The organism is Alicyclobacillus acidiphilus NBRC 100859 (genome assembly GCF_001544355.1).
In the GTDB taxonomy this organism is placed as follows: Bacteria; Bacillota; Bacilli; order Alicyclobacillales; family Alicyclobacillaceae; genus Alicyclobacillus; species Alicyclobacillus acidiphilus.
On sequence record NZ_BCQI01000040.1, the window covers coordinates 1 to 26,914 of the forward strand.

Consider the following 26,914-nt stretch of genomic DNA (forward strand, 5'->3'; position numbering starts at 1 on the left):
ACATTTAGCGATAGCGACAGTAAGCGAGTGTCTTCTGGAAAATGGCAAACTCGTTGAAAAACGAGGACGCAAAGTCACAGGTCTACAATGGAAACATTATGACGGCTGGACTACCCGGGGAAGAAGCTTCATTTTGAAGTAAAGGGGTCTGGTCTAGGCATGTCTATCCAAGCCGTCCATCCGGTGGAGGAACCCTCTGTAGACGATGAGTGGATTCAACTCATGTGCCTCGCTCGACAATTGGGCCTGGTCAAAGACGACATTCGTTCCCTGATCCAGCAACACAACCTGTCTACCCAACCATCGCTGAAGTCCGTTGTTGCAGTGAGGCATATCCCGTAGGCCAACCCACCCTGTATTCTTCTATCCTAGTAGTTAGAGTACGGACGTGAACTGCTCCTGCGAACACACCTGAGACCCGTTGTAGATGGTGGCCGTGTAGCTGCCACCCTGTACAAGATTGAACTTCGATCCATCCAGATTCCATTCATAGTGCCCATTACTGCAAGTCAACCCGTCCCCTAAAGTAAACTTGATTCCCTTGCCGCAATTTGGACCCGTCAGAATCACGCAAACATTCGGATTGGGCGAGGGCTCAAGACGTCCTTGCGAGTCATAGCATTCGAACTTGATGGATGTCGTGGAGCGACAGTGGATCTGGTACTGATTGTTGTCACCATCTGGATCAAACCAATTCCCCTGACAAGCCTCGGCCGTGAGCGAAAAATCCAACACACCCGTGACAGCCTGCAAGTCATTCCCGGCACTCGGATTCATGGTCACGACAAACTTGGGTTGGAATGCGGCATTGCCTTGGGCGAGATACATCGACGTGGTCAAGGGTTGATTCGCACGAACGATTTGTTCAAACGTTCCAGTGAACACGGGCGTTCGATATCCATCACTCGGGGAATACACCGTCACAATCATGTTGTTCAGAAAATCATTGTAGGTCTGGGTACCCGGTTTCACGTCGCCGCTCGGCCCCGTTAGGGAATCCAACTTGGCAGACAAGCCTGTGAATTTTGCCGATCCTCCCTCGTTGTCCACGGTCCAGTACCGCGTCACAGACTCTCCCGGTGCCCATCTTCCTGGAAGCTCACCGGACGGGTTGGATCTCGTCTTCACATCGTACGGATTAGGACCGTTGGGAAAAGCAGCCTGGGTGTAAAACATCGGAAATTGAATTTGTTGCGCACCACCATTTCCGTTGTAATTTCCCCCGAATGACGCCGTATCGAGTTCGACTGTATCGGCCGAGATTTGATCAAGCTGATACGGGCCTGAGGCACTCATCAGGGCATAGGTTCCCCCACCGATGAAAAGACTGCTGCCAGCTATTGAGCCAACGATCATTGCAAGGAGTGTACCCTTCACCCCGAATCGCCCCTACACCACGTAACTAGCGCCAAATCCAAACTGAATCGACGCTAGTTACTCGTTTGGTTGTACTGATTGCAAAAGAAACAGCTTACGGCGCCTGCCGCGCCGAGATATTGAAGTCGAAGATAAAGTTTTTTCCCTGCAGTTGGTTATCGTCCGCGTCGCTTCCCGGCTTGAGGTAGGCAGTGAACTTCAAGTTATCCGTGGATGGGGCGGCCATCGTAAATGGCGTTGGAAGTGTGTAACCGCCATTCACCAAGGTGCTAAGCGGTCCCTGATACAATGTCGCGCCGGTCTGATCCGTGATGGTAATCTGCATCTGTTGAATGAAGTAGTTGTACGCGGGACCCGATGTCGCGCCCGTGTAAACCGTACTGCCTGAACCCGGATGGATCACGTTCTGGGAGTCTGCGGTTGCGGATATCTTGTAAATTTGAACCTTCAAGGAACCTTTGTTCGTCAAGTCGGCATAGCGTGACAACGTATCCCCTGGCGCCCATCCGCCAGGCAGTTCACCGCTGCCTGAACCGATGTTCTTGTCGTACGGATACGATCCCGTGTTGTCCGAAGCACTCGTGTAGAACATGGGGCCAGGCACGTTCACCAAATCGCTGTTGTCGCGTGTCAACGTGACGTTCATTGTGCCCGCCGCAAATGTGTTATTAGTATTCGTTGCGGTTGAGGTAAACATCGCGTAAGTCGTACCGCCTACGATCATCGCGGCACCCACTATGCTTCCTGCGGCGAGCGCAGCAAGCTTGAGTTTGGTTTGCAGCATGGTCCAGCGATCCCCTTTTTGTTGTGCGCACCTATCACTGCCTCTCTTTCGATGATTCGAGAAAGAGTTGCGGGTTCCCAAGGCCGCCGCACAGAATCAACTATTATAGCTCCGCAATTCTCGAAACGCCTGCTCGTTGCGGGACGAGCGCTCTGCTCGCCCCGCAATCAAACATGCCTGTTGACCCAGTGTTCGTATTTGCCTTACTGTTGAGCGGTGAACGCTACTTGACCAACGACCGAAGCGCCCTGATAGTAGTTTTGAGGCGCACCGGTATCATGGAAATCGCCTTGAATTTCAACCGTCGTGGATGCGCCTGCTTTCAAACCAATTGGTCCGAAGCTAATCGTTTTGCCTTGGAGTTCTTCCAGAGTGAGAGGAGTCGATGCATGCAACTCGTTCTCAACGTAGGACGTCACATCTGTCCCGCCAACAAGAATCTTGTTGATATACAGTTGCGATCCGAAGTCAGGATCCTCCCCGGAAAAGTCCACAGTATTTCCGCTCGGAATGGTCGAGGTGTAGCTAACCGCTGCGCTGAGCGAGTTTGCATCGATCGTGCCCGTGTTTTCGAGTGTCCACGTCTGGTCGAAAGATGTACCCGGTTCCGCATTCGTAATGTCCATAGCGCCTGTTGAACTGGAACCCGCTACACCGTTGGCGGTCAACCTCAGCGTGCCGGCCGCGAATGTGTTCGCCGTGTTGGTAGCCGTGCTGCTAAAGTAGGCGAACGTGCCGCCAGCGATCATTGCCGCGCCTGCCGCCGAGGTTGCCAATGCCATTGCCAATTTGGTCTTGAGACCCATTTTTCAATTCCTCCCAGAATTTTCTCACCCTATGTAGGGTTTATATTTGAACCACTCATTCGCTTGGGCCCTTTACCCCATAGCCGACAGATGAAATGGATTCAAATCAAGTTGATAGACTGCATTACAGCTTGGTGCCTTCAGAAGAGCCCTTCAGTGCGCTGTCCTTTTTCTCAGCCTTCGTCAGCTTTGCGATTTCCCTGAAGAGGCTGATTAGCGTGCTGATAATCAGCAGTGCGCCGGGGAGAATCAGCAATAGGCCAATGCCTTCTTTGGTCTTCATGAAATTGAGGTAATATCCCAGATAGGGAATCGTAATGTTGTCGTATTCAGCGATCACGTTGGAAGCTGGAATCAGCATCGGGTCCGGCGTGTTGTTTGCGTCGCCTTTCGTTTGAAACTCGAGTTGGCCGTTCTTGTGAAAGATGCCATGAATTCGGTGGGTAATCACCATCTGGCCGTTATCTGTGGAATATCCAGGAAACTCGTTTGGATCCGCGTCAAACGTGATGACATCACCTACTTTGAGGTTGTTGACGTTGACGTTTGGCTTGTCAAAAATCACAGAACCTACGTGAATATGAGGCTCCATGGATCCTGAGAGTACCTCGTACCACTGAAGGCCAAATACCCTCGGAGCACTACCATGACTTAGTCTCGTTGAAATGGCGGCGTACATTGTGACTACTAGGAATATTCCGAGTATGACTGTGACAAGATTGCTGCCAACTTTCATCGCGCGCTTCACCGGTTTGTTACCCCTTCCGTCTTGCCAAGATTTTGCGGCGTGAATGGCTCCACGTCTCATGGTTGATGTTTAGATTGACTGCCAGACCACGACATCTCTTCATCCCACAACGGATCCGAAGGCGAGTACACCGTATCTGTGGAACTGCTGCCAGCAGCGCCTTCATACACCTTCCATCTCGTACTCCCATCCGAATACTGGTACACGTTTCCCGTTGTAGATGGGTCGTGATGGTTCCCGTCTTGAACGTTGCCGCCAGATTGAATATGGAAACGATGGTGTGCGCCAGAATCGCATCCGTAGACAGCTCCTGTTGTGGTCGTTTGAGGAAAGTGCAGAGCGGCGGAAATCGTCCATGGTGTTACGGATTGGTCATAGAAGATCGCGTGCGTTCCGGAAGTCGAATCAGCCAGGTAGAACGATGTCAATGAAAGCCCGGTGACCATACCACAGACACCAGCTAGACTGAGCGTGGTGCGGTAGCGCCGAACCCTTCGCTTTCGAATCGGCGTCATCGCTGCCTGATGAATGTAGCGGCGTCGGTGCTTCATGATATTGCTGCTCCCTTCTTCCATGACCGGTGTCAAACGAATCGGCAATCTTATTCTTTCGTGAGAACCAATACGCATGTTTTTGTTCGTTATAACGAACATATTGTCAGTATAAATAGCCGATCATGATTTCGTCAAGCTTTTTGTTCTCAAAAAAGAACTATTTTATTTTGTATAAGATTTTCGGTAGGTAACTACATAAAACTGAAGAATATCGCGTAACTTCTTGTCGAGCCGCACACATCTATGTTGATTCAACCAATATTATGTAGAAATTCATTCCTTGCTTATTGGGTTGTCCAACGCGCACAATGTGTTTGTCGTGCTATATGTACTCATTAGAGAACTAGCAAACCTGCTGAAAAGCAGGGACGCAAAGTCACAGGTCTTCGGTCTTCACCATGACGGCTGGACTACCAAAAGTGGGTACAACCACGGAGGGGTATGGGTGACTGTCTTACTCAACAAACCAGTTGATGACGAGTGGATACGTCTAATCGTTGCCGCCAAACAAATGGGACTGACCATAGCTGAGGTAAGGAACTACGTGATCGAATGTCTGAAGTCCGCGAACGCCGGAGAAGGTCGGCAGTCGGAAATAGAATCATAGAACCGCAAAAAGATCGCCTAAAGCGAGAAATTGCAGGGAAGGAATCCCCTTTTTCTCGCTTTTGAGCTAGTATTAGTATCAGACAAGCAGTGATCCTGCGGAAAGTTTCAGATGATTGGAGAGTCATCAAGATGATTGGGGAGCGTCTAAGGATATTACGAAAAGAGAAGGGACTTTCGCTCACCGAGCTGGCGGAGAAATCGAACGTGGCAAAGTCGTACTTGAGCGCCATTGAACGTGGTATCCAAGCCAATCCGTCAATCCAGGTCATCGAAAAGTTATCTGGTGTCCTAGGCGTGCCGGTTCAGCAGATCCTTGCAAATGATACTGCGGAGGACAGAAAGGATGAGCTCGATGCCGAATGGCTTGAATTGACTCGTGAAGTAGCAAATGCTGGAATCTCTAAAGAACAATTCCGCGAATGGCTGGAGTTTCAGCGCTGGCGTCTCGAGCGTGGTGAATAGCCAAATCGATGAATCACAGCATTAGAGTCACTCGTTCGGGCGTTGTCGGCAACGTCCGATTGTTGTTCTTTCCGGGCCTCATCACGAAATACTCACCTTATCGCCATACCCTCCTGTCGGTGGCTTCCAATGACTTTGCCGTCTACCTTGCATCCGTACTCTGAATCCTTCGAAATCTGCACAGCCTCTGGCGAAGTTACGCGATTTCTCCGCACATGACTTATGGAAATTGTCCCGATCCAGTTCAGTAACGCTCACATATGTTAGGAGCGTGTCGGGGCCATTCGCGTACGATGCAATCGACGCGGTGAGCCACCGCGTGTCCCGATCCCTTTGATGAAGGGAGTGAGAACATTGCCAATTACAGCACGTTACGCAAGCCGATTCGTGGGACGAAACGTCATCGCGTATCACGTGAACGGGATGGCATACCATGGTACGCTGCATTCAGTCGACCATCGCGGGATCTATTTGATGAACGCGAGGGGCATTCGCCCAGCATCCGCAACAGGCGAACAACTGGACATTCAACATGCGATTGCTGATGGTCAACAAGATGTGTCGGAAGCCTTCTTTCCGTTCTTCTTTCTTGCTTTCGGGGCGCTCGCCGGATTGGCAGCTGCTTCCGCATGGTACCCTTGGGGCTACTACCCATACGGCTACTGGTGGTAATGAAAATCGTGGTCATGGACCGGGCAAAGGCTCTCAACGTGAGAGCCTTTTCTGATTGTCCGGCGAGTCAGTTCACACGCTCCTCTCGCGTCCACCGTTGATACAGGTCCACGAATGACCGAGCGGCTCCCGTGATGGTATGCAGGTCTCCGCTCTCGATTGCATTCCTGTCAATCAGACTTCCACCCAATCCAAGCCCCACCACTCCGGCATCGAAAAAACCTCTCGCGTTTTGAATGGACACGCCGCCAACGGCAATCATCGGTATATCAGGCAGAGGTCCTCGCACCGATTGGATATATTCCGGTCCAAGTGAGCTGGCTGGGAAGACTTTCACGAAGCGCGCCCCCGCTTGATACGCCTTGACTATTTCAGTGGGTGACATGGCTCCGGCCATGACTGGAACGCCCGCAAGCACACCAAATTGAATGACGGATATATCCACATTGGGCGTAACGAAAAACTGTGCGCCAGCATCCACGGCATGCTTCGCATCGGTTTTGGTCAACACGGTGCCCGCCCCAATCGTCATGACATCGCCAAATTTCTCGACGATGGACCTGATTGAATCAAACGCCCGAGACGTGTTGAGTGTCACTTCAACCAATGTGACGCCGCCGGCGTAAAGCGCGTCGACAACCCGAAGCAACGGGTCGGCGGCGATTCCACGGATGATCGCGATGACACCAGTCTCGGACAGCCGACGATAAAGTTGTGAATTCCCATCAGGTTTTGAGCTCCAGGGATAGGGTTCTGAGTTCCGTGGAAGGCCATGTTTCCACGGCTCTACCATTCGGCCACAGTCCCGTCCTCATTGCGCCAAACTGGATTCTTCCAATCATGTCCTCGTTCCGCAGCATTTCGGACATATGTCTTATCGATGTCGATACCAAGCCCTGGCGCACTCGGAAGCGTCACGAAACCCTCGTGATAGTGAAATACAGTTGGTTCTTTCAAATAATCGAGCAGATCGTTCCCTTGGTTGTAGTGAATTCCTAAACTTTGCTCCTGGATGAACACGTTCGGCGTGCATGCGTCCATTTGCAGACAGGCCGCCAGCGCGATGGGGCCAAGCGGACAGTGCGGGGCGATCGTGACGTCATATGCTTCCGCCATGTCCGCAATCTTTTTCGATTCCGAAATCCCACCTGCGTGAGACAAATCCGGCTGGATGATGTCGACATAGCCATCTTTCAGAAGATTTTTGAAATCCCAACGAGAATACAGCCGCTCGCCCGTCGCAATGGGCGTCGATGTGTGAAGTGCTATCTCGCGCAACGCCTCGTTGTTTTCCGACAGAACCGGTTCTTCGATGAACATCAAATGAAACGGCTCCAATTCCTTCGCCAGGATCTTGGCCATGGCCTTGTGAACCCGACCGTGGAAATCAACAGCAATGCCGAAATCGCGGCCAACTGCGTCTCGCACTGCCTGGACGCGCTCCAGGACGTTGTCCACCTTGGCGTGAGAGTCTATGAAGTGCATCTCTTCGCACGCGTTCATCTTAACCGCGGTGAAGCCCGACGCTTTTCTGTCTCGCGCGGCGTCCCCTGCGTCGGAGGGCCTATCCCCACCGATCCACGAGTACACTCGAACCTTGTCGCGAACACGTCCGCCGAGAAATTCGTAGATCGGCAGACCATACCGCTTGCCTTTCAGATCCCAGAGCGCTTGATCGATCCCCGAGATCGCACTCATCAACACTGGACCGCCGCGGTAGAATCGACCACGATACAATACCTGCCATATATCTTCGATCCGATTGGGGTCTTGCCCAACGATGTAATCCGCGGCTTCTCGAACCGCTTGCGCCACAGTGGAGGCGTGTCCCTCGACAATCGGTTCGCCCCATCCCACCAATCCGTCATCTGTGGTCAATTTCAAAAACAGCCAACGAGGCGGGACCATGAGCAGTTCCAAACTTTCGATTTTCAATGTGTCAGCTCCTCTCAACGCTTGACTGTGGATGCCCGTCTGCTCATAAATTCGCTCAATTCTTCGCGGTTCGGCAACGTTTCGTAGTCACCTCGTCCACACACCGCGATCGCGCCCAATGCGCACGCCCGAAGTACGGCTTCACGAATGTCCAACGAATCGAGCAATCCGGACAACAAGCCGGCAGCAAACGCATCACCTGCTCCAATTTCATCCACCTCAGTCACAGCAAACCCTGGTACGTATCCACGCTCGTTCTCCGTTTGGAAATACGCGCCCTGGCGACCCAACTTCACGACGACGATTTGACTGCCCCTGGCGACAAACCACTCGGCAATCCCTTCCGGCGTCGTTTGGTTCGTCAACATCTCCCCTTCGTCCAGCCCGGGAAGCACCACATCCGCATAGTTCGCCATTTCGGCGAGCGTAGGAATGGCCTTGCCAAGGGGCCACAACTTCTGGCGAATGTTCGGATCGAATGAGATCAAAACACCGAAATGACGGGCCTCCTCCAGCAATGCCAGGATCATGTTGCGATTCGCCAAGCTGAGCGCTGGCGTGATCCCGGTGACGTGAAAGACGCGCGCGGACTGCATGACGGACGAATCGATCTCGGATTTGTCCATCTCACTCGCGGCAGAATGCGCACGATAATACTGAACATTCCTGCCATGCGCCGGGGAGTGTTCTTTGAAGAAAACGCCCGTCGATTTCTGGCCATCCACGAGGACACCGGAAACATCCACGCCCTCGCCGCGAATCGTCTTGGTGACGTACCTGCCAAATCCGTCGGCGCCGACTTTGCTGATCCACGAGACGCGATGCCCCAGTCTTGCCAACGCGATCGCGACATTCGACTCCGCGCCGGCAACTCGCTTTCGAAAGCGCGTCGCGTGCTCCAGCGATTCTCCATCCTCAGGTTCCAGCAACACCATGCTTTCCCCAACGGTTACCACGTCCATTGTGTCACCTCCCTGTCCGCAGCACCGAGTCTCCGGTCGTTTTGAACCACATCGTGTGTCACGCCGGATCGAATATCGTTTTCAAATAGACGAGTGATTGCTTCATTTCGAATTCCATATCATCTCCCCAACGACACTCTACGGAGATTGGGCCGTCATATTGACAAGTTCGAAGCAGGCGAGCGAACTCCAGATATGGATAATGGCCGCTTCCCGGGTAACGCCTGTCCGTATCGGCGACATGAACGTACCCCAGGGAAGCAGCCACTTGAAGCAGATCTTCGAGAGGCTCCGATTCCTCCATCGCGTGGTATAAATCGAATAATAGTTTCACGGATGGGAGATTCGCCGATTGTACATACTTTTCGGCTTCCAAAGCGTTGACGATCAGATTCGTTTCCTTTCGGTTTAAAAACTCGATATGCACAGTGATTCCATGTTCAGCTGCTTTGTGCCCCAACATCGTGATGAACCGCTTGAGCTGCTCTTCGCCCGTTTGCTCGTCAAACCCTTCCGGCAGGCTTCTGGAGCCGCCTGAACCAAAGGACAGATATTTTGCACCGAGTGAACTCATTCTGGGAAACACAATATCCAAATACTCTGCCAATTCCCCCTCATCTACCGCGTGTCCAACGACATGCAAGTACTTCGGAAGCAAGACGTTGAACCCTAAAATCGGAACCCCACAGTCCAATATCTGATCTCGAACGGATTTCCACGCCGCATCGGGCGCCTCCGGCGCGACTGCGGCAACGGGCAGTTCGGCAAAATCAAACCCGACCGTCTTGACCATAGGCAGTTGTTCCGTGTTGACACAACACCCAAATCTCATGACACTATCGCCTCCGTCACACATCTATTCTTTGGTGATCGCCCTTAGTCCTACAGCCGAAGTGAAAAAACGCCGTATTCCAGTCATTGTGTGAGCTGGAATGCTAGTTTGCTTGAGTACTACTTCGACAAGAAGTGCATACATGTAAAAAACCAGACCGGCGATTCATCGAGAGGAGGAATCGGTGTGAAGTCTTCCGTCAACCGGATCGATGCAAGCGCTTACAATTCGTTAGGGAAAACGCTGGATGGAATCACAACGTCCACTGCAGAATCGAACCTCTTCCCATGCCGCCATTCCTGATCGTATGGAAGACACGGCATCGATAGAAGTGATTCCAATCAGGAACCGGCCAGGTGTTTCATCCGATAATCACAGCTCGAAAAGGAGGCGAAGTGATATGTCCAAATCTCTCCTGCCCATCCAACAGGGTGGCCATGCATATCGGCCGGCCAAGAAGTCCGATACATGGAAACGCGTGAAGGAAAACAAATCGATTTATCTGTTTATCGCGCCATTTTTCATTCTCTTTGCAATCTTCGGGTTGTTCCCCATTATCTTTTCGCTCTTTCTCTCACTGCACGTTTGGGACGGCCTGTCTCCCATGAAATATGTCGGTCTGAAGAATTTCGAGCTTCTCATCACAGATACCGAATTTTGGGATTCCGTCAAAAACACATTTATCATCTGGTTCGAATCGACCGTTCCCATGCTGTTCTTTGCGCTCATTATCGCATTTTTCTTGAACAGCGCCTTCGTGAAACTGAAAGGATTCTGGCGATTCACGTTCTTTCTGCCCAATATCACCTCCATCGTCGCAGAAGCCGTATTGTTCAGCGCGTTCTTCAACACGAAGTTTGGCATACTCAACTTCTTCCTCGGCAAATTCGGAATTCATGCCATCGACTGGCTCGACGTGAACGGCTGGCTGCAAGTGGCCATCGCCATCTTGATTATCTGGCGCTGGACAGGGTACAACGCCATCATCTACCTGGCTGGATTGCAGGCGATCCCGACCGATCTCTACGAAGCCGCCCGGATTGATGGCGCATCCACTGTCCAAATCTTCTTCCGGATCACCATCCCGCTCCTGCGCCCCATCATTTTCTTCACAGTCATCATGTCCACCATCGGCGGCATGCAAATATTCACCGAACCCCAGATTCTGACCAATGGCACGGGAGGTCCCGGTCTCGGTGGCAACACCATGGTTCTGTATTTGTACAATCAGGCGTTTTCCAACCATCTGTTTGGCTACGGATCGGCCATTGGCTGGGCACTCTTTATCATCATTCTCGTCTTTTCCCTGTTGAACTCTTGGGTTGTTCAGCGCATCGCAAAGCAGTAACGGGTCAAAACAACGCCATTTCCAATTGGAGCGTACATGCAGGACCGAATCGGGAAGATTCACAAGGAGGTACAGAAGATGGTAAGAGCCAACACCGGCAAAAGCGCCTTGATCCTAAAACCCATACTCTATGTGTGTCTGGCTATCTGGCTCGTATTCTCGATTTTCCCATTTTACTGGTTGATTGTTTCAGCCACCCGCGATACGGCCTCCATTTTCGCATACCCGCCACACCTGACGTTCGGCAACCAATTTCTCAAGAACGCCCGCGACTTGTTCGCCGCCATTCCGTTTCTGAAGTCGATGTGGAACAGTCTCTACGTCGCTGGTCTGTCGACCGCACTGAGCCTCTTCTTCTGCTCGCTGGCTGGTTTCTCGTTCGCCAAGTTCGACTTTCCAGGCAAAAAACCACTTTTCCTCATCATGCTCGGAACCATGATGATACCCACGCAACTCAATATGGTCCCCATGTTCGTCGTCATGAAGTCCCTCCATTGGGTCAACACGTTGACAGCGCTCATCGTTCCCAGTGCGGCGAGCGCATTCGGAATCTTTTGGATCAGGCAATCGTGCGAATCATCTCTGCCTGATGATTTACTGCACGCTGGACGCATCGACGGCTGCGGCAATTTCCGGCTGTACTTCCATGTGGCCTTGCCCACCTTGCGCCCCGCGTTGGCCGCTTTAGGCATCTTCAATTTCATGGGCGCATGGAACGACTACATGTGGCCCTTGGTCATTCTGAACGATCCCAACAAGTACACACTGCAAGTCATGCTCTCCACGCTCAACGGCATTTACTTCAAAGACTATGGCATGGTCATGGTCGGAACGTTGTTTGCAACCATTCCACTAGTCATTCTGTTTTTCATCTTCAGCCGCAAACTGATGGGTGCTGTCACCATCGGCGCAATCAAGAGCTGACGATACCGGCTGTCACATCGGTACACGCACATCGCGAACAAAATCGGAGCCGATGAGGAGGAATTCTGATGAGGATACTTCGTCCTTCATTCAAACAACTACGCCTTGCTTCTATCACGGCTATCTTAGGACTAAGCGCGGCACTCACCGGATGCGCTCAGTCCTCGGGAGCGTCCAGCGGGAAGAAAATCGTGATCACGCTGTGGTACTGGGCGGATTCGTTAAGTCCGCAGCAATTGAACGACGTGAGTAAAGCGTTCCCCAACGTTCAGTTGAAAGCGGAAGTCATCGGCGGCAATTTCGAAGAGAAGCTCATCTCCTCCATGTACGCGGATGATGCGCCCGATATCACCGCCATCAACTCAGACAACTTCGTTGCGACGATGGTACACGATCACGATCAATTCGTGAATCTCCTCAAATTCCCGGAAGTCCGCGCCGCCAAGAAAGACTACTTATCGTGGAAGTGGAATCTCGCGTCGACACCGGACGGATCGTACCAAGTCGCCATTCCCATTGATACCGGTCCGACTGTCCTTTATTACAATACAAAGTTGTTTAAGGAAGCTGGATTGCCGACGGACCCCGCACAGGTTTCCGCGAAGCTGAAGACGTGGTCGGACTACATGGCGGCAGCCGTGCAGATGAAACAAAAAATCAATGTCCCCATGTTCGACAACGTCTACACGGTCTACGAAGCTGCGCTGGATCAAGGAAAGCAGTACTACTTCAACTCGAACCTGCAGCCTATCTACGCGCACAACCCCGTCGTGAAAAACGCCTGGAATCTTGCGGTGAAAGTCCATCAGGATGGGCTGGCGGAAAACGTGTCTCAGTGGACGACGGCGTGGAGCGCGGCCGCCGCACACGATGGATTTGCTTCGTTCATCGGCGCAAGTTGGATGGTCCCGCAATTGGAACAGTCCGATCCCCGCCAAGGTGTTTGGAAAGTCGCGGCGGCACCTGGCGGCCCATCGGACCAAGGAGGATCGTTCCTCGGCGTAACCAAAGACTCCAAACACCCTGAGTTAGCCGCCAAAATCGCGTTGTGGCTGATGAGTCCCAAACACCAGGCCGAAACGTACCCATCCTTGGGCCTCTATCCGTCTACACCAGCGTCCTACAAAATGCCCATCATGAACAAGCCGTCCAAGTATTTTGGCGGCGAGGACATCAATACGTATCTGTCGGCATCGGCAAAAGGGATCAAAATGGGATTCGAAAGCCCGTACGACAACACTGTGGACACGATTTTTTCAAACCAGTTGTCGCTCGTCGCACTCAGCAACAAAAACCCACAGACAGCTTGGAATGACGCGATACAGCAGGCAAATCAGCAATTGGCTCGCGTGCTTGCGTAATTCGCAAACCACGCCAATCAGCCTGTCGATGATCGCTGTTGTATGGGGGGGGAAGAACATGGAATCCAGGTCTTTTCTACAGCATTTCAATGAGCTTTTCGCTTGGGTATACCGCTTGGCATATGTGACCGTGTTGTGGTGGGCGTTTGTCATTCTCGGCCTCGGCGTGTTCGGAACATTTCCAGCGACTACCGCCATGTTTGCCGTCATGAGGAAATGGATCTTGGTCGATCCCGACATTCCCCTGTTCCAAACGTTCTGGTCAACCTACAAACGGGAGTTCCTGACATCGAACGCCACTGGCTATCTCATCGGCGCGATCGGCGCGATATTGGCGTGGAATTTCTATCTGCTCACCCGCCATCCAGGCGGCATCAGTTCCGTTGCCATCGGCGGTCTCAGTGTCGTATCGGCAGTCTATGTCGCCGTTCTCTCGCTGCTGTTTCCAGTACTCGTGCACTTTGACCTGAGTCCGCTCAAGAGCATCCAGCTTTCCTTCATACTCGCCGTCACGCAGCCGATCCGTTCGCTGTTGCTGCTGTGCGCAATTGGGCTGTTCGCGTACTGCGGCTTACACATCGGCGGATTCGTTACCGTGTTCTTCGCGTCCATCTTTGGATTGGTCATCATTCGTATGGCGTATTTCAAGAATCCGGTGTTCCAGAAAATCCACCTCGCATCTCCCATCAGAAAGGTTGGTTCTCCGTGAGTACACATATTCCCGGGCTCGAACTGGCCCGAGGTTTCTACCATGACGTCGTTGAACATCTCGTACGTCCCCCGCACGCTGCGGCGCTTGTCGGAGAAGGCTCGGAGGTATTGGGCTATGATCAAGCCCGTTCCACCGATCACGCCTGGGGACCACGCGTCCAGATTTTCGTCGACGCGCCCGAGATCGAACAAGTGTCACAGGCCATCGAGCGTGGTCTGCCTGAAACGTACCGGGGATATCCCGTTCGATTCTACGCCTGGGAGACTGACAGCGTCCGACATCACGTCGAGGTGACCACGCTCCAGCAATGGCTCACCGTCCATATGCGCATGCGCGACGCGTCTGAACTCACGTCCGCCAAGTGGCTGTCCATTCCGCAGCAACACCTGCTGCAATGTACTGCTGGCGCTGTCTTTCGGGATGACCTCGGCGAACTGCTGAAGCTGAGACAGCAGCTTTCCTGGTATCCTGCGGACATCTGGCTCTGGATGATGGGGTGTCAGTGGCATCTGATTGGAAACATTCAGCATCTTGTCGGCAGAACCATCGAAACGTCCGATGCGAGAGGAGCCTCATTGATTGCCAGCCGTCTCGTTCGTTCCATGATGGAGCTGTGCTTTCTCCAGGAACGGCGCTATTGGCCCTACCTCAAGTGGTTTGGCACCGCGTTTTCCAAACTCCATATCGCGTCCCGCCTTGGCCCTATCTTTGATGCCATATTGTATTCGACAGATCACGAAACCAAAGCGAACGAAATCAACAACGCGCTCAAAGTCTTGGCGGAACGACACAATGCCCTGGGATTAACGCCTGTGGTGCCTCCGAAAGTCGACGATTTTCAGGTCGGAATCAACCATGCCGTGCGCCCGTATCGAGTGTTGAACGCAGGCGACTTTGCCATCGCCTGTGTGAATGCGATCCAGGACACGGCGCTTCGCCAACTCCACACCGTCGGCTCCATTGATCAACTCACCCATGCTGACGATTTGCTGATCAATTTCACCACCTGGCCGCAACAGTTGGAACAGATATACGAACAGATGACGGCCCCATGACCACCGTCAGGCGGTCGGGGGCTTGCACCGCCAATCAAGCGCGTAGCTGCAGCGCATCATCGACCCCGCGCAAGACGAAATCGGTCACGCGTGCAGACGACTCATGTGTGATACCCGCGATGTGCGGCGACAGCAGCGTGTTTGGAAGACTGCGCAACCTGTCCTCCACAGGCGGCTCAGTCTCCCGGACATCGAGCACCGCAAAACGGGATGTTTGTTCCACCAAGACCTCACACAAGGCGTCCTCGTCCACGATTCCGCCTCGAGCCGTGTTGATGAGCACGGAGGCAGGCTTCATTTTCCGAAGCTCTCGCAGGCCCAAGAGATGCCTCGTGTCCGGCGTCAGCGGCACATGAATCGAGACGAAGTCCGCTTCGCTCAGCAAGCGATCCATGTCCGTGCGCTCCACCCCGAAGTCCTGAACAAGCATGCTGGCTTCATGCAGCAACGGATCGAACGCCAGAACCCGCATACCTAAAGCTTTCGCTCGAATCGCCACCCGTTGCCCAATGTCACCGACGCCGATAAGACCAAGGGTTTTCGCCGCGATCTCGCTTCCCGTCGCAAGCTGCCTGTCCCAGACGCCCTGACGCGCCAAGTCATCGCACCTGTGAAGGAACCGACTGTGATAGAACATCGAGGCGATCACGTACTCCGCCACCGAGTTTGCGTTGCATCCGCGGGCCGCGATGACCTGTATATTCCTGTTCCGACAGACTGACAAATCGATATTATCCAGCCCCACGCCGAGTCGTCCCACGATTTTTAACTCCGTGGCGGCGGCTAGCAGCCTTTCATCTACCTTCGTTCGATTTCGCACCACAAGGGCCGACGCAGATTGGGTTTGTTCGATCAGCGCCTGCTCGTCAGCAAATAATTCCGGATCATAGATGACCTCATACCTTGCCCGCATCCATTGAGGCAATGGCTCCCATAAATCTTCCGCGATCACAATACGCATATGGCGTCGAACCTCCATCCACTCCACGCGTTCATCGTCTACGAGGATTGCTTGGTCCCCGATACGGTGCTGTTTCGTTGGCCTATGTGATGCTTGGCAAGTATAGGTGACTGGCCAAACGTTTCAATCAGATCGTTATACAGGAGTTCACCAGCGAGAATGTGGCCTGCCTGATTCGGATGCCACGAGTTCGCCGCATACAAATCGACGGATTGATCGTGCGCGGCGAGATACGCCCGCATTCGGTTCAACACATCGAGTTCGTAGACGTTCTTGCTGTGAAATGACTTAGCCACGCTAAACTCCTTCGCGACGTACGCATCCGTCAACGACTTCAATCGCGATTCGGACGCCTCCGTGACCGGTGGTGAAACAACCAGCACCACACTGCCTTCGGTCAAGGCCGCAGATATTTCACGGCTGATGGCCGTACCAATTTTGTCCGATGAGGTTTTCTTGTCAGCATCGTTTAAAAAACCCCACGACAAAACCACCACGTTCGGGTGGTACTGATTGAGCCACTTCTGAAACTGCTGAGGACTTACACTGGTTGGAGACCCGCCCACTTGCGTTCGATCAACGTAGTTGTATGTCGTGTTTGTGCTTTCCGTAAGAGATTGAAACGCTCGACGGATATAACTATCGTTGTTCGGGTCCTCCCACCCATGGGCTATAGAGCCTCCGACGACCATGACGGTTTCAGACGTTTCGTTGTACCGAATATCGGATCCTGTTGGGGTTACGTTCGAATAGAGCAAGAAAGTGCCGCCACCAACATAATATCCGAGTCCAAACGCAACTGCACACAGAATAAAGAGCAAGACAATAAAGCGCCATAGGACGAATTGTATTTTAACGGAGACCACTTCCTTACGGAATGAGCGTACTCGGAGAATCTAGAAAAACGATTGAATCTTGTTTTTTTATGACGTTGAATCGTGAATATGCAGGGGAGCGGGCAGCGCGAGGTGGAGCGGGGGCGAGGGAGATGGACAAATAAGCGGCCCCAGGCCGCTTATTTCACCGAAATGGACCGGATTGACGGCAAATAGGCGGCCCCAGGCCGCTTATTTGCCCCCGATCCTCCCAAAATGGGCCGTCTTCAGCCAATTAAGCCGCCGTGGCCCCCTTATTCGTCACCTATCTGCCGATTCGACAAACTTAAGCCGCTCCCGGCGGCTTATTTCGCTTCCCCGCCGCTTCCCCGCCGCTTCCCCGCCGCTTCCCCGCCGTCCGCGGCCGCACCCCGCACCCAGTCGCCGCCCGATCCGCCGACGCGTTGTGGCGCACATTAGCGAAAATAGATTGGATTGCACAGTCCCGCCATGAGAGTCTGCTGAACCTCTTCGAAGTACCGCCAGACTTCGACGCGGCAAAAAAGTCGTTCTCTCGCGTCAAACGCAATGGCACATTGCGTTTCGCCCGCGCGAACGACACATTCGCACTCGGTGCCGAGTTCTGTCACGATCCGGACTCTATCCCCCGGATTCGCGGCGGCGACGCTCACCTCGACATCTTGCGCAACACTTCGTGAAACGACAGAGCCCATCATTGCGAAACCGCATCGCAAATCGATCGTTGGTCCTTGCGGCGAGAAACTGATGAACACCTTGCCATCGTTGATGGCGGCAAGTATCCCTTCGGCAGTGTGATCGGAGGTAAACACCCAGTTGGTCGGCATACCGTGGCAAACATACGGGTGCGGGCGGTGCGTGTCACTTCCGCCAACTGCCACCAAGCGCTTTCCAGACGCGAGTTGTTGCTGCCACCATTCCAGCGTCAACTGATTGTAGGGCCGCCACGGGCCATTCCAAACTTCAATCCAGTCAAACTCCCAGTCAAAGCCGTATCCCCACTTGCAGCCGGGATAGGTGTCGTCATGCGGATGGTTAATCACGATTTTCGCATTGGCGAGGTGCGCTTCCTCAGCCCGTTCATACAGTTCTTCCTGGCTCGCGACTCGGAAGTCGTGTAACGGATCTGAGGAGCCGAGCAAGTTTGCGTGGCCATTGTAGGTGGTCAGTTCCATGCCAGGGATCACGATGAGATCGCCGGTTTCAAGGAAAACGCGATTCTGGCTGACCGTGTTGTGATCGGTGAACGCGAGAAAGTCGAGGCCGATGTCTTTCGCTAGATCAACTGTCTCCTGCGGGCTATAAACTCCGTCGCTGTGAAAGGTATGTACGTGCAAATCGCCTTTCAACCATCTTGCCGCCGCAGGCTGCAGTTCGATGAACAACGTCACCATACAGCCATCTTCAGGTATCCGATAAGCGCCAAGCAGCACCGACCACGTGCCGGGTGCGATGGCCCCCGCCAGATAGCCAGGTGTTGCCTCTCGCGTGCCAATCATAAACTCCGTTCGAGCACCGCCGCTCCAACCGCGTACGCGTTCTGGATCGGCTATCCCGAGATCGATCACGGCGCTTTGTCCGTTCGGTGCAGCGACCTCCATATGGACTCGGAGTACTTGAAGATGTTGCGAAACCTCAAACGGAACAGGGACGATACGTCCCTCGTCGGCATAGGAAATGATGTGCTCCAGTCGCAGAGAAATCGAATGTGGCGTGTCCATGATGTGGCCCCTTTCCATTGGATGATGAGATACGACCCGAATTCAGAGAGCACTGCAACCAGTCACTCCTTGTTGCCTCCAAGAAATATCCCTTTGACGAAGTACTTTTGAGCAAAAGGATAGACAAATACCAGGGGCACAATGGCGATGATGATGCCAGCCATTTTGACGTTGTTTGTTACGAGATCGCCGCTCGAAGTGGACGACCCCTGATTGACCATACCGTTCAACGCAACCTGCAGAGTCTCTTTGCTGGAATCGCTGATCAGCAGCACGGTGGCCAGCAGATTGTTCCACCGCCCCACAAACTCAATGAGCGCAACGGTTGCCAGCCCTGCCGTGGATAAGGGTAAACACATGCGAAAAAAGATTCGAAAGTGGCCGGCGCCGTCCATTCGAGCCGATTCCATGATTTCCTGGGGGATAGACTGAAAGAAATTGCGCATCAACAGGATACTGAAGCCGGATACCAAACCTGTCAGAATCAGCGCCACGAGCGTATTCAGCAAACCTAGCTCCTGAATCGTTACATAGAACGGAATCATGATGGATTCAAACGGAATCATCATCGAGATCAAAATCAAGGTGATCATCACACGGCGTCCAGGCAATTCAGGTTGTGCCAACGCGTAACCGGCCATCGCGCACAGCAGTACGTGCAGCAGGGTTCCTATGACCGATACGATGACGCTGTTTTCAAAGGGCTGCCACAAATCGAGAACGGTCCAAATCGTCCGATATCCAGAAAAACTGAAATGCCTCGGCCACATGAGAATCCCTGATGCCATCGAACCGAAATTTGAACTGAGCGAAACCGCTACCGCATTCCACAGCGGAATGATCATCGTCGAGGCAATCAATAGAAGAAACACAATGTTCAGACCCGCAAAAATCACTCTTCCACTTGTCCATCGGTGCCGCATCGAACATCATCATCCCTTACGTGTCATAGCGAATTAGACGTCGCGTAAATATGGTGAGAACCAATGTAAAGACCAGGATAAGCAGGGCACTGGCAGTGGCTTGACCGATGTTCATCTGCTGAAACCCTTCATCGTAGACATAGGTCATCAAAACGTTGACCTTGGGCTCGATCACGGCGTTTCGCATGACAAAAATCTGATCAAAGATGCGCAGAACGCCCATGATGGACAAGAGCCCAACGACTTGCATGGTTCTCGCCAGCCCTGGGAGGGTGATATGCCGCATCTCCTGCCAGCGATTGGCACCGTCAACACGGGCGGACTCGTAGAGAGACGGATTGATCCCTACGATCCCGGCAAGATAGATGATGCAATTGAAACCGACATCTTTCCAGACACTGACCAAAATGATGACCCAGCGAGCCACCTGCGGATCGCTCATGAATTGCACGGGCGAAACCCCAAACACTGCCAATACCGCATTGACAAGACCGCCAGCAGGTGCCAGAAGCTGAATCCACAAACCTCCGACAACGACCCATGAAAACAGATGCGGAAGATAAATGACCATCTGAACAGAGCGCTTCAACCAAGTTTGTAAAACTTCGTTGAGAGAAAGCGCGATGACGATTGGCGCGACAAACCCAATCGTCAAGATACTTACGCCGAGAACCAACGTATTGCGGAAATCTCCCCAAAAATTCGGATCGGACAGCACATTTTCGTAGTTTTTCAAACCGACGAACGGACGATTTCCGATGAGGTTAAAATCTTGCATGCTGATAACTACCGCGTGAACAAGCGGGTAGTAGGTGAGCACCATCAAATACGCAAGTGTGGGCAGCAACATGAAGTACAGGGGAAGCGCACGTTTCCAACGACGCGGCGCATAGCCGACAGGCCGGCGCAACGTCTTCGTCCTGTGCGGTTGAACAACCTCACTCGTCGACAAGACAACACCCCTCCTTCCCGGCGTCAGGTAGATTTCAAGTAGACTCCGAATATGTAAACCGCGTCGCGATGGCCCAAGCGCACGATTTCTACCGGAGGATTGGATTTTGGGAGGGACAACCGTACGCTTGCGACGGTTGTCCCTGTCCCTGCGGTGAAGACTCTTCCATGCAGAAATGGCTTGACAATGGACCGGTTATTGCGAGATATATTTGTCCTTCAGCAATGCTGCGTGCATCTCTTCCACAGCTTGTTGAGGCGTCAAACGACCGAGAATTGCGTCATCCCCGTACTGCCAGACAATCTGCTCGGCATTGTTCCAATTTGCATTGATGAGCGGTTGATAGCCGTACTTAATTCCAATGGCGCGCGCGTTGGCGTACCCTTTCTGAAGACTCGGGAAAGGATTTTTCCATTCGGAACTAATCGGCTCTGGATCACCGTGGTCCATGTTCTCATCGATCCCTGTAGAGGTGAGTTTATATTTACCGTTCGATACCGTGTAATCGATACCTTTCACGCCCAACGAACCGAGGATCTCCCCGGGCTTCGTGTTCCACCACTCGAGAAACTTGAAAGCCAAAGCTTTATTGGGCGCATTCGAAGGAATGGCAAACACGCTTGTATCGCCCTTGGACACCAATCCCTTGCCATTCGGACCAAGGGCCGGCGGCAGCGCTTCCGCGTCGAAGGATGCCGCAGCCCCTTGTGTGCTGGCCAGGTTGTTCAGCATCGGAACCCAGGCGTCCCAGTAGACAAACATTCCGACTCTTCCCGATAAGAACTCGTTCCGTTCGTCCGCTGTACTGTTGGTGACAAAGTTGGGATCGAGCAGTCCGTTCGCGTACAGCTTGTGCAGCCATGCGTAGACTGGCACTGCGGCATTTGTCGCGTATGGAATGGTCAGCTTGCCATTGTGCTCAACATACCCGTTCTTCAAGCCCACCGCGCTCATGAACGGCTCAATGTCATATAAGGAAGAGAGCGTGAGTCCGTACGCATTCTCTTTCTTCTTAAACTCCTCAAACACGTTGTAGTATTGGTTGAGTGTCTTCGGCTGAGAGAGTCCGAGTTGTTTCATCCAATCCTGGCGAACAATCGGCATGAGAGCACCCTGATACTTTACAGGAACAGCATAAATCCCCTTGCCATTGGGACTCGAGAGTTTGATGTTGTTCCACTCCCACTGCGGGACCACTTTCGGATTTCCAAGCACTTTCGACTTTTCGATTTCGCTCTGCAGATTGGTGACTTCCCCCTTTTGCGCCAACTCGGCGAGCGTGCTTCCCTCGGTGTAGACAACGTCGATTTTTTGCCCCGCGCCCAACATGGTCATTAACTGCTGATCGTAGTTGTCCGTGGAAGGGACCGAAATCAGTTTGACCTTGCAGTGCAACGCGGCGCCAATCGCGTTTGCGAATGCTTGGTTTTCCTGTGGAGTCTTGCCACCAATCACACCTTCGGCGATGGTTAACGTGGGTTCCGTCGCTGCGGCCGATTTCACGTTCACTTCAGCAGCACCCGCTGAATTCGTGGACGCGGAGACGTTGTGAGGAACCGTCGCGCAGCCGAGAATCAATCCAGCCAAGGCCGGAGTTGAGACCAACGCAATGAGTTGAGATTTCTTCATGCTCTGCACACTCCCAGACTATTGGTTACTGTTGCAAAAACTGCAGGACGCTCGAATGACAAGACTGGTGGGAACAATTTTGCGCAAGACAGGTGCTGTGTTGTCCTTGATTCGTTCGATGAGTAAATTGGCAGCCTCACTTCCCAGCGTCTCGGCGTTGAGAGAAACGCCAGACAAAGGAGGATGAAACTCGGGCGCGAAGACGGAATCGTCGCTGAAGGCGAAAATCGAAATGTGCCCTGGTATGGACAGGCCAAGTTCCATCGCGGCTCGATACACACCCAAAGCAACTTTGTCGCTATCCGCAATGACCGCTGAAAATCGAGTTCCGCTGCTCCAGATTTCGTGAATCGATTGATAACCGTATTCGACTGACGGAATCGAAGGATCCTTAAATACACACAGCCGTTGGTCTACCGATCTTCCAGCCTTCACAACCACATTTTCATAACCCCGCAGACGATCCACGGCAACCGTTCGATCCCTCGATGTATTCAGCAGCAGAATGTCTTGGTGGCCGAGATCGAACAGATACTGCGTAACCTGCTCCGCTATCGCCGTGTTGTCGTTGTCCACACAACAGAACTGCCCCTCAAAGGCTCCAGCGGGTCTGCCTACAATGACCAACGGTGGACCGGATGGCGACCGACGCTGCAATCGCTGATCGTCCAGTTCCGGATCAAGCATGATTTCGCCGTCCACCGGATCGGTTGTCCAATGCTTGAACGACCGCTGTTGTTCAGCCGCGAGCGTATTGACAAGCAATCGGTAGCCTTGCTCGTAACAGACGCGCAGCACACCATTCATCAAATTGAGGTGGAATTGACTGAATTTCGTCTGCTCACCCAACATCGTCAGGCCGATGATTCGAGTCTCTTTCATCGACAACGTACGTGCCCAGTAGTTGGGCTTAAAGTCGAGCTGTTTTGCCGCATTCAGAACGCGCTCGATCACCTCCGGTCTGACATTTCTCTTCTGCGTAAAGACATTGGAAACTGTCCCCTTTGAAACCTGAGCCAAGCGTGCGACATCTTCGATATTGGCCATCTCTGTCATGCTCCTATCGACTTGGATATTAAACCGGTTTAATTAAGGCACATTGGAGAACACGTAAACGTTCGATTAAGATTTCTTGTAGAATTGACAAGAACTCATAGGTTCGTTCCAGCGATTGGCAGCGGCAGCGCGGGTGGCGCGAGGGGAATGGACAAATAAGCGGCCCCAGGCCGCTTATTTCACCGAAATGGACCGGATTGACGGCAAATAGGCGGCCCCAGGCCGCTTATTTGCCTCCGATCCTCCCCAAACGGGCCATCTTCAGCCGATTAAGCCGCCGTGGCCCCCTTATTCGTCTCCTATCTGCCGATTCGACACACTTAAGCCGCTCCCGGCAGCTTATTTCTCCTCCCCGCCTCCCCGCCTCCCCGCCTCCCCGCCTCCCCGCCTCCCCGCCTCCCCGCTGTTCCACAATTCCGGCGGCGATGGATTGTACGGTCGTCATTGGCCACTCCAAACTCTTTCCCACTTACATGGAATGGGTCACCAATTGATCGACGGCTTCTGCAACGGACTGGACAACACTGCGAGCAGAGTTCTTCACCTCAGGATGACTGTGCTCCATTGCAAAACTGTGCGGCGTCACGTTGAACATGGAGATATCGTTGTGTGCGTCACCGATACACATAACCTCCTCGTTGGCTATCGCCAAATGCGCCAACAAAACGCGCAGTGCCTCGCCTTTCGAAACATGACGAGGCATCAAATCAAGGCAATCTTTATCGGCCATATAGCTGGTAACGTCCGTCGAGCAGTCATCAATCATGATTTGGAACGCCCGCAAATCAGCCGCACTTCCGAACAAAGCGATCTTACACGGAACGTTTCCGGCCGCGAACAATTCGTCCTCGTGTTCAAACCGATCCACGGGCATAAGCATCCTGTCCCATATAGTCCACGCAGTATATCGAACAGGGACGTACATGCGGTTGTCCGAGCAACTGACTACGTATGGAAAATTTTGAGCATCGACTCGGTTCAATAAAAAGCGTGCCAAATTCGCTGGAAAACCGGCCGAATGAATCAGCGTATTCGCCTTGGTATGAACAAACGAACCGTTTTGGCTAATGAAGTGGCAACGTAGTCCCAGTTGGTTCGAAATTTCCAAGAGTTCTGGATACATTCTTCCAGATGCGAGACACAGTTCGCACCCCAGCTCGACTGCGCGCCGGATCGCCAGGAGGTCGCTTGCTTGTATCCGCCCATCTCGATACAGCGTTCCATCCACATCGCTGACCAGGAGTTTCAAACTACCAACCCCATCTCTTCTTGCAGGATATTTTGCTGAACGACGAATTACGGCCGTACTACATTCCTTCAAAACGTGAGGTGGATTCGCGAACGACGAGCTTCGGCTGGAACGTGTATCGCTGTTGCAGGGGTCCGCCGGACAGCGATTGCAATGCGACGTCAGCCACACAAACGCCCACATCGTATTTCGGGTGCGACACGGATGTGAGTGGTGGGTGGATGAGTTGCGCGATAGGCGAATCGTCGAACCCAATGACCGAAATATCGTTTGGCACCTTGATGTGATGCGCATGAAAATCTCGAATCAGCGAGGAGGCAATGGCGTCGTTATAGCAAATTACGGCCGTTGGCCGTTCATCGCCAGGCATCAGACTCAGCCGTTCCGCGTACTGACTTGTAACCAACAATTCTTCCTCGGTTGTGTAAAAACTTAGGGCTCCCGCACGAAAAGCTAAATGGCTCTGTGCCAAGGCCTCTGTAAAACCCTCCATCCTCTGAAGTCCTTGAATGTCATCCACCTTAAATATCCCGCCGATCCGCTTGTGGCCCAGATCAATTAAGTGGTTTGCGGCAAGATAGGCCCCCGCCCTATCGTCCACGTCGACAACGGGGACATTCAATCCTGTATAACGTCCATGCAGCATGACAATAGGGATCCCTGCATCTTCTAACTGCTTATATAAATCTAAGTTTGGATTGGGGAAGGCCCCCTTCGTCGCTTCTACAATGACTGCGTCGACCGCCTTCAGATACGTGTCTTCCAACGCTTTTCTCTCTAAGGTCAAGTCGTTTTGCGTCGCGTACAGCAACGGGCTGTATGTATCTTTGCTCAATCGCTCGACAATACCACGAATGATTTCGGGGAAAATATAATCTGTGATATACGTGGTGATTACAGCGATAATTTTCGTTTGCGATTTCGTTCCCGCGTCGGTTGACTGTTCCAGTACGTACGTACCGCTCCCTTGCTTCCGTTCAAGAATGCCGATCTGGACCATTTCTCCAATCGCTTGACGGATCGTTTGACGACTCACCCCAAACGACTCTGCCAAATCAGCTTCAACGGGAAGCCTCTCCCCTGGTTTGAATTCACCAGATTTGATCCGATTGATTAGTTCCGTCCGTACAACTTGGTATTTTGGTATGGATTTCTTCTCGTTCATAGATGACCCCTGTCTCATTCCGTCTCCACTCCAGATCAGTGTAACCCACTTCCCTCTGCAGGAGTACACTGGTCGACTACAATCCTTGGTATGCGAATAACAAGCAGTATACATGTTCATATTGATGGCTTTGAAACTAGTTTAACGTATTGCCTATCTGTTGTTCGACGATGACTAGGCGACCTTTACCTATGTCGAATTTCTTGCAAGAACAGATATGACACGATCACCCGTCCCATCCACTTGCCACAGCGAACGCTGATGTCTGCTCTGCGCCTCGGGAAAATCAAACGGCCGCTCTGTAAATGGCAGTGAAGGAATCACCGACAAATGGCATGAGCGGCCATAAGAACTCTTGCATGTCTATGCTTTTCATTCAGCGACTATCAAGAAACTTTTTCTATTCACATATTTTCAATACCCAAGATTCAGATAAGCCTTCACATTGCTCTTTGTGATGATGGTCACGCCTGTGTCAACCGAAGGTGGAACTGGATCCACTCCGTTTTTTTGCCAATTTGGCACTGGTGTAGCAAGGTCGTTGTGAACTGTGTACGCATCCATCAGGCCCCAAAATCCCATATTCCACTCTCCCTGAGCGACGGTGGCGGTAATCAAGCCCTGTTGAATCTGATCTAGTGTTGCCTTATCCATATCAAAGCTCACAATTTTGACTTTTCCTGTTTTCCCAGCCTCCTTAACGGCAGTGGCGGCTCCGGTTCCTTCATCGGCCTCGTCGGCGAAAATTCCGGACAATTCAGGATGCGTCTGAAGCAGAGCAGACGTTACTTGGGCTGTGGTGATTTGATCAGAATTGCCGTTCTGCACAGCTACAATTTTCACCTTCGGATACTTGGATTTCATTTCTTGCTCAAATCCTTGTACTCGTTGATCCAGGTTCAGCTCCCCAGGTGTCGTGATTACCGCCACTTGGCCTTTACCATTCAAAGATTTACCTAAATAGTCAGCCGCGGCTTGTCCGGCCTGTACGTTACTTGTGCCCAGATAGGCGTATCTTTTACTCTGTGGAGCGTCTGAGTCAAACGAAATAACCGGAATACCAGCTTCTACGGCCTTGTTGATTACTGGGGTCATCGCCTTAGCATTCATGGACGAAACAAGTATGCCTGCTGGTTTCTTAGCAATCACCTGCTCCATCGTCGTCACTTCTTGGTTGATACTATACTGCGGAGCACCTGTGTAAACCACCTTTACATTTAGGTCCTTCGCAGCTGCCTGTGCCCCAGCTAAAATTCCCTTCCT

27 protein-coding genes and 2 riboswitches are annotated in these 26,914 nt (G+C 52.5%); of the genes, 8 read left to right on the forward strand and 19 right to left on the reverse strand.

Translation table 11 applies throughout. The features are described 5' to 3' along the window. The first annotated feature begins 33 nt into the window (after positions 1 to 33). Positions 34 to 118, forward strand: a riboswitch (cyclic di-GMP riboswitch). Positions 119 to 375: 257 nt separating this feature from the next. The 5 genes from AAC01S_RS13110 to AAC01S_RS13130 form a co-directional block, all read right to left on the reverse strand. Further along, positions 376 to 1,296 (reverse strand): hypothetical protein, encoded by a 921-nt coding sequence (locus AAC01S_RS13110; RefSeq protein ID WP_067623048.1) that lies wholly within the window; start codon positions 1,294 to 1,296, stop codon positions 376 to 378. Positions 1,297 to 1,471: 175 nt separating this feature from the next. Further along, positions 1,472 to 2,161: a TasA family protein gene (locus AAC01S_RS13115; protein WP_067623050.1), complete on the reverse strand. Its 690-nt coding sequence runs from the start codon at positions 2,159 to 2,161 to the stop codon at positions 1,472 to 1,474. A 203-nt stretch (positions 2,162 to 2,364) separates the two neighbouring features. Then, positions 2,365 to 2,967 carry a TasA family protein gene (locus tag AAC01S_RS13120; protein ID WP_067623052.1) on the reverse strand — a complete coding sequence of 201 codons (603 nt, stop codon included), beginning with the start codon at positions 2,965 to 2,967 and terminating at the stop codon, positions 2,365 to 2,367. A 124-nt stretch (positions 2,968 to 3,091) separates the two neighbouring features. Continuing rightward, complete coding sequence (locus AAC01S_RS13125) at positions 3,092 to 3,775, reverse strand: signal peptidase I (RefSeq protein WP_306307185.1); 684 nt, start codon at positions 3,773 to 3,775, stop codon at positions 3,092 to 3,094. After that, the gene (locus AAC01S_RS13130; RefSeq protein WP_157071170.1) at positions 3,772 to 4,266 is read right to left on the reverse strand and encodes a hypothetical protein; all 495 of its coding nucleotides are present in this window, start codon (positions 4,264 to 4,266) and stop codon (positions 3,772 to 3,774) included. Before AAC01S_RS13130 ends, AAC01S_RS13125 begins: the two co-directional genes overlap by 4 nt. 338 nt (positions 4,267 to 4,604) lie before the next feature. After that, a riboswitch (cyclic di-GMP riboswitch) is annotated at positions 4,605 to 4,687 on the forward strand. Between the two features lie 27 nt (positions 4,688 to 4,714). Here AAC01S_RS13130 and AAC01S_RS19315 point away from each other — a divergent pair. The 3 genes from AAC01S_RS19315 to AAC01S_RS13140 all read left to right on the forward strand — a co-directional run bounded on the left by AAC01S_RS19315 (position 4,715) and on the right by AAC01S_RS13140 (position 6,012). After that, entirely contained in the window at positions 4,715 to 4,876 is a 162-nt protein-coding gene (locus AAC01S_RS19315) for an anti-repressor SinI family protein (RefSeq protein ID WP_157071171.1), read from the forward strand. A 131-nt stretch (positions 4,877 to 5,007) separates the two neighbouring features. Beyond that, entirely contained in the window at positions 5,008 to 5,340 is a 333-nt protein-coding gene (locus AAC01S_RS13135; protein WP_067623057.1) for a helix-turn-helix domain-containing protein, read from the forward strand. Positions 5,341 to 5,694: 354 nt separating this feature from the next. Then, positions 5,695 to 6,012, forward strand: coding sequence for a hypothetical protein (locus tag AAC01S_RS13140; protein WP_067623060.1), 318 nt, complete (start codon positions 5,695 to 5,697; stop codon positions 6,010 to 6,012). Positions 6,013 to 6,079: 67 nt separating this feature from the next. Here the strand turns inward: AAC01S_RS13140 and AAC01S_RS13145 are convergent, their stop codons facing one another. The 4 genes from AAC01S_RS13145 to AAC01S_RS13160 are packed head-to-tail and all read right to left on the reverse strand — an operon-like array spanning position 6,080 to position 9,741. Then, positions 6,080 to 6,805 carry a bifunctional 4-hydroxy-2-oxoglutarate aldolase/2-dehydro-3-deoxy-phosphogluconate aldolase gene (locus AAC01S_RS13145; RefSeq protein WP_083511773.1) on the reverse strand — a complete coding sequence of 242 codons (726 nt, stop codon included), beginning with the start codon at positions 6,803 to 6,805 and terminating at the stop codon, positions 6,080 to 6,082. After that, positions 6,799 to 7,947: a galactonate dehydratase gene (dgoD, locus tag AAC01S_RS13150; protein WP_067623063.1), complete on the reverse strand. Its 1,149-nt coding sequence runs from the start codon at positions 7,945 to 7,947 to the stop codon at positions 6,799 to 6,801. The genes AAC01S_RS13145 and dgoD overlap by 7 nt, the downstream gene beginning before the upstream one ends. Before the next feature lie 14 nt (positions 7,948 to 7,961). Then, positions 7,962 to 8,909 (reverse strand): sugar kinase, encoded by a 948-nt coding sequence (locus tag AAC01S_RS13155; RefSeq protein ID WP_067623066.1) that lies wholly within the window; start codon positions 8,907 to 8,909, stop codon positions 7,962 to 7,964. Between the two features lie 58 nt (positions 8,910 to 8,967). Further along, the gene (locus tag AAC01S_RS13160; protein ID WP_067623069.1) at positions 8,968 to 9,741 is read right to left on the reverse strand and encodes a sugar phosphate isomerase/epimerase family protein; all 774 of its coding nucleotides are present in this window, start codon (positions 9,739 to 9,741) and stop codon (positions 8,968 to 8,970) included. Positions 9,742 to 10,141: 400 nt separating this feature from the next. Between AAC01S_RS13160 and AAC01S_RS13165 the strand changes: the two genes are divergently transcribed. From AAC01S_RS13165 to AAC01S_RS13185, 5 genes are all read left to right on the forward strand, one after another. Further along, entirely contained in the window at positions 10,142 to 11,089 is a 948-nt protein-coding gene (locus tag AAC01S_RS13165) for a carbohydrate ABC transporter permease (RefSeq protein WP_083511775.1), read from the forward strand. A gap of 78 nt (positions 11,090 to 11,167) precedes the next feature. After that, positions 11,168 to 12,013, forward strand: coding sequence for a carbohydrate ABC transporter permease (locus AAC01S_RS13170; RefSeq protein ID WP_067623072.1), 846 nt, complete (start codon positions 11,168 to 11,170; stop codon positions 12,011 to 12,013). 68 nt (positions 12,014 to 12,081) lie between these two features. After that, positions 12,082 to 13,374: an ABC transporter substrate-binding protein gene (locus AAC01S_RS13175; protein ID WP_083511776.1), complete on the forward strand. Its 1,293-nt coding sequence runs from the start codon at positions 12,082 to 12,084 to the stop codon at positions 13,372 to 13,374. A 58-nt stretch (positions 13,375 to 13,432) separates the two neighbouring features. Beyond that, on the forward strand, positions 13,433 to 14,083 hold the full coding sequence (locus AAC01S_RS13180; protein ID WP_067623076.1) for a YesL family protein: 651 nt from the start codon (positions 13,433 to 13,435) through the stop codon (positions 14,081 to 14,083). Next, positions 14,080 to 15,141, forward strand: coding sequence for a DUF4037 domain-containing protein (locus AAC01S_RS13185; RefSeq protein WP_067623079.1), 1,062 nt, complete (start codon positions 14,080 to 14,082; stop codon positions 15,139 to 15,141). Before AAC01S_RS13180 ends, AAC01S_RS13185 begins: the two co-directional genes overlap by 4 nt. Before the next feature lie 34 nt (positions 15,142 to 15,175). Here AAC01S_RS13185 and AAC01S_RS13190 read toward each other — a convergent pair whose 3' ends face one another. The 10 genes from AAC01S_RS13190 to AAC01S_RS13235 form a co-directional block, all read right to left on the reverse strand. Next, the gene (locus AAC01S_RS13190) at positions 15,176 to 16,102 is read right to left on the reverse strand and encodes a hydroxyacid dehydrogenase (RefSeq protein ID WP_067623081.1); all 927 of its coding nucleotides are present in this window, start codon (positions 16,100 to 16,102) and stop codon (positions 15,176 to 15,178) included. 38 nt (positions 16,103 to 16,140) lie between these two features. Beyond that, complete coding sequence (locus tag AAC01S_RS13195; protein WP_067623085.1) at positions 16,141 to 16,860, reverse strand: SGNH/GDSL hydrolase family protein; 720 nt, start codon at positions 16,858 to 16,860, stop codon at positions 16,141 to 16,143. A 533-nt stretch (positions 16,861 to 17,393) separates the two neighbouring features. Then, entirely contained in the window at positions 17,394 to 18,677 is a 1,284-nt protein-coding gene (locus AAC01S_RS13200) for a CehA/McbA family metallohydrolase (RefSeq protein ID WP_067623088.1), read from the reverse strand. Between the two features lie 62 nt (positions 18,678 to 18,739). Then, a complete protein-coding gene (locus tag AAC01S_RS13205) occupies positions 18,740 to 19,600 on the reverse strand; it encodes a carbohydrate ABC transporter permease (protein WP_067623091.1) in 861 nt (286 codons plus the stop codon). A 16-nt stretch (positions 19,601 to 19,616) separates the two neighbouring features. Further along, positions 19,617 to 20,552 carry an ABC transporter permease subunit gene (locus tag AAC01S_RS13210; RefSeq protein WP_245630219.1) on the reverse strand — a complete coding sequence of 312 codons (936 nt, stop codon included), beginning with the start codon at positions 20,550 to 20,552 and terminating at the stop codon, positions 19,617 to 19,619. Between the two features lie 195 nt (positions 20,553 to 20,747). After that, positions 20,748 to 22,181 (reverse strand): ABC transporter substrate-binding protein, encoded by a 1,434-nt coding sequence (locus AAC01S_RS13215; RefSeq protein ID WP_067623093.1) that lies wholly within the window; start codon positions 22,179 to 22,181, stop codon positions 20,748 to 20,750. An 18-nt stretch (positions 22,182 to 22,199) separates the two neighbouring features. Continuing rightward, complete coding sequence (locus AAC01S_RS13220) at positions 22,200 to 23,228, reverse strand: LacI family DNA-binding transcriptional regulator (protein WP_067623095.1); 1,029 nt, start codon at positions 23,226 to 23,228, stop codon at positions 22,200 to 22,202. A 478-nt stretch (positions 23,229 to 23,706) separates the two neighbouring features. Further along, positions 23,707 to 24,486: a Cof-type HAD-IIB family hydrolase gene (locus tag AAC01S_RS13225; RefSeq protein ID WP_067623098.1), complete on the reverse strand. Its 780-nt coding sequence runs from the start codon at positions 24,484 to 24,486 to the stop codon at positions 23,707 to 23,709. 58 nt (positions 24,487 to 24,544) lie between these two features. Then, on the reverse strand, positions 24,545 to 25,651 hold the full coding sequence (locus tag AAC01S_RS13230; protein WP_067623101.1) for a GntR family transcriptional regulator: 1,107 nt from the start codon (positions 25,649 to 25,651) through the stop codon (positions 24,545 to 24,547). Positions 25,652 to 26,065: 414 nt separating this feature from the next. Beyond that, a partial coding sequence (locus AAC01S_RS13235; protein WP_067623104.1) for a substrate-binding domain-containing protein occupies positions 26,066 to 26,914 on the reverse strand: 849 nt, incomplete at its 5' end.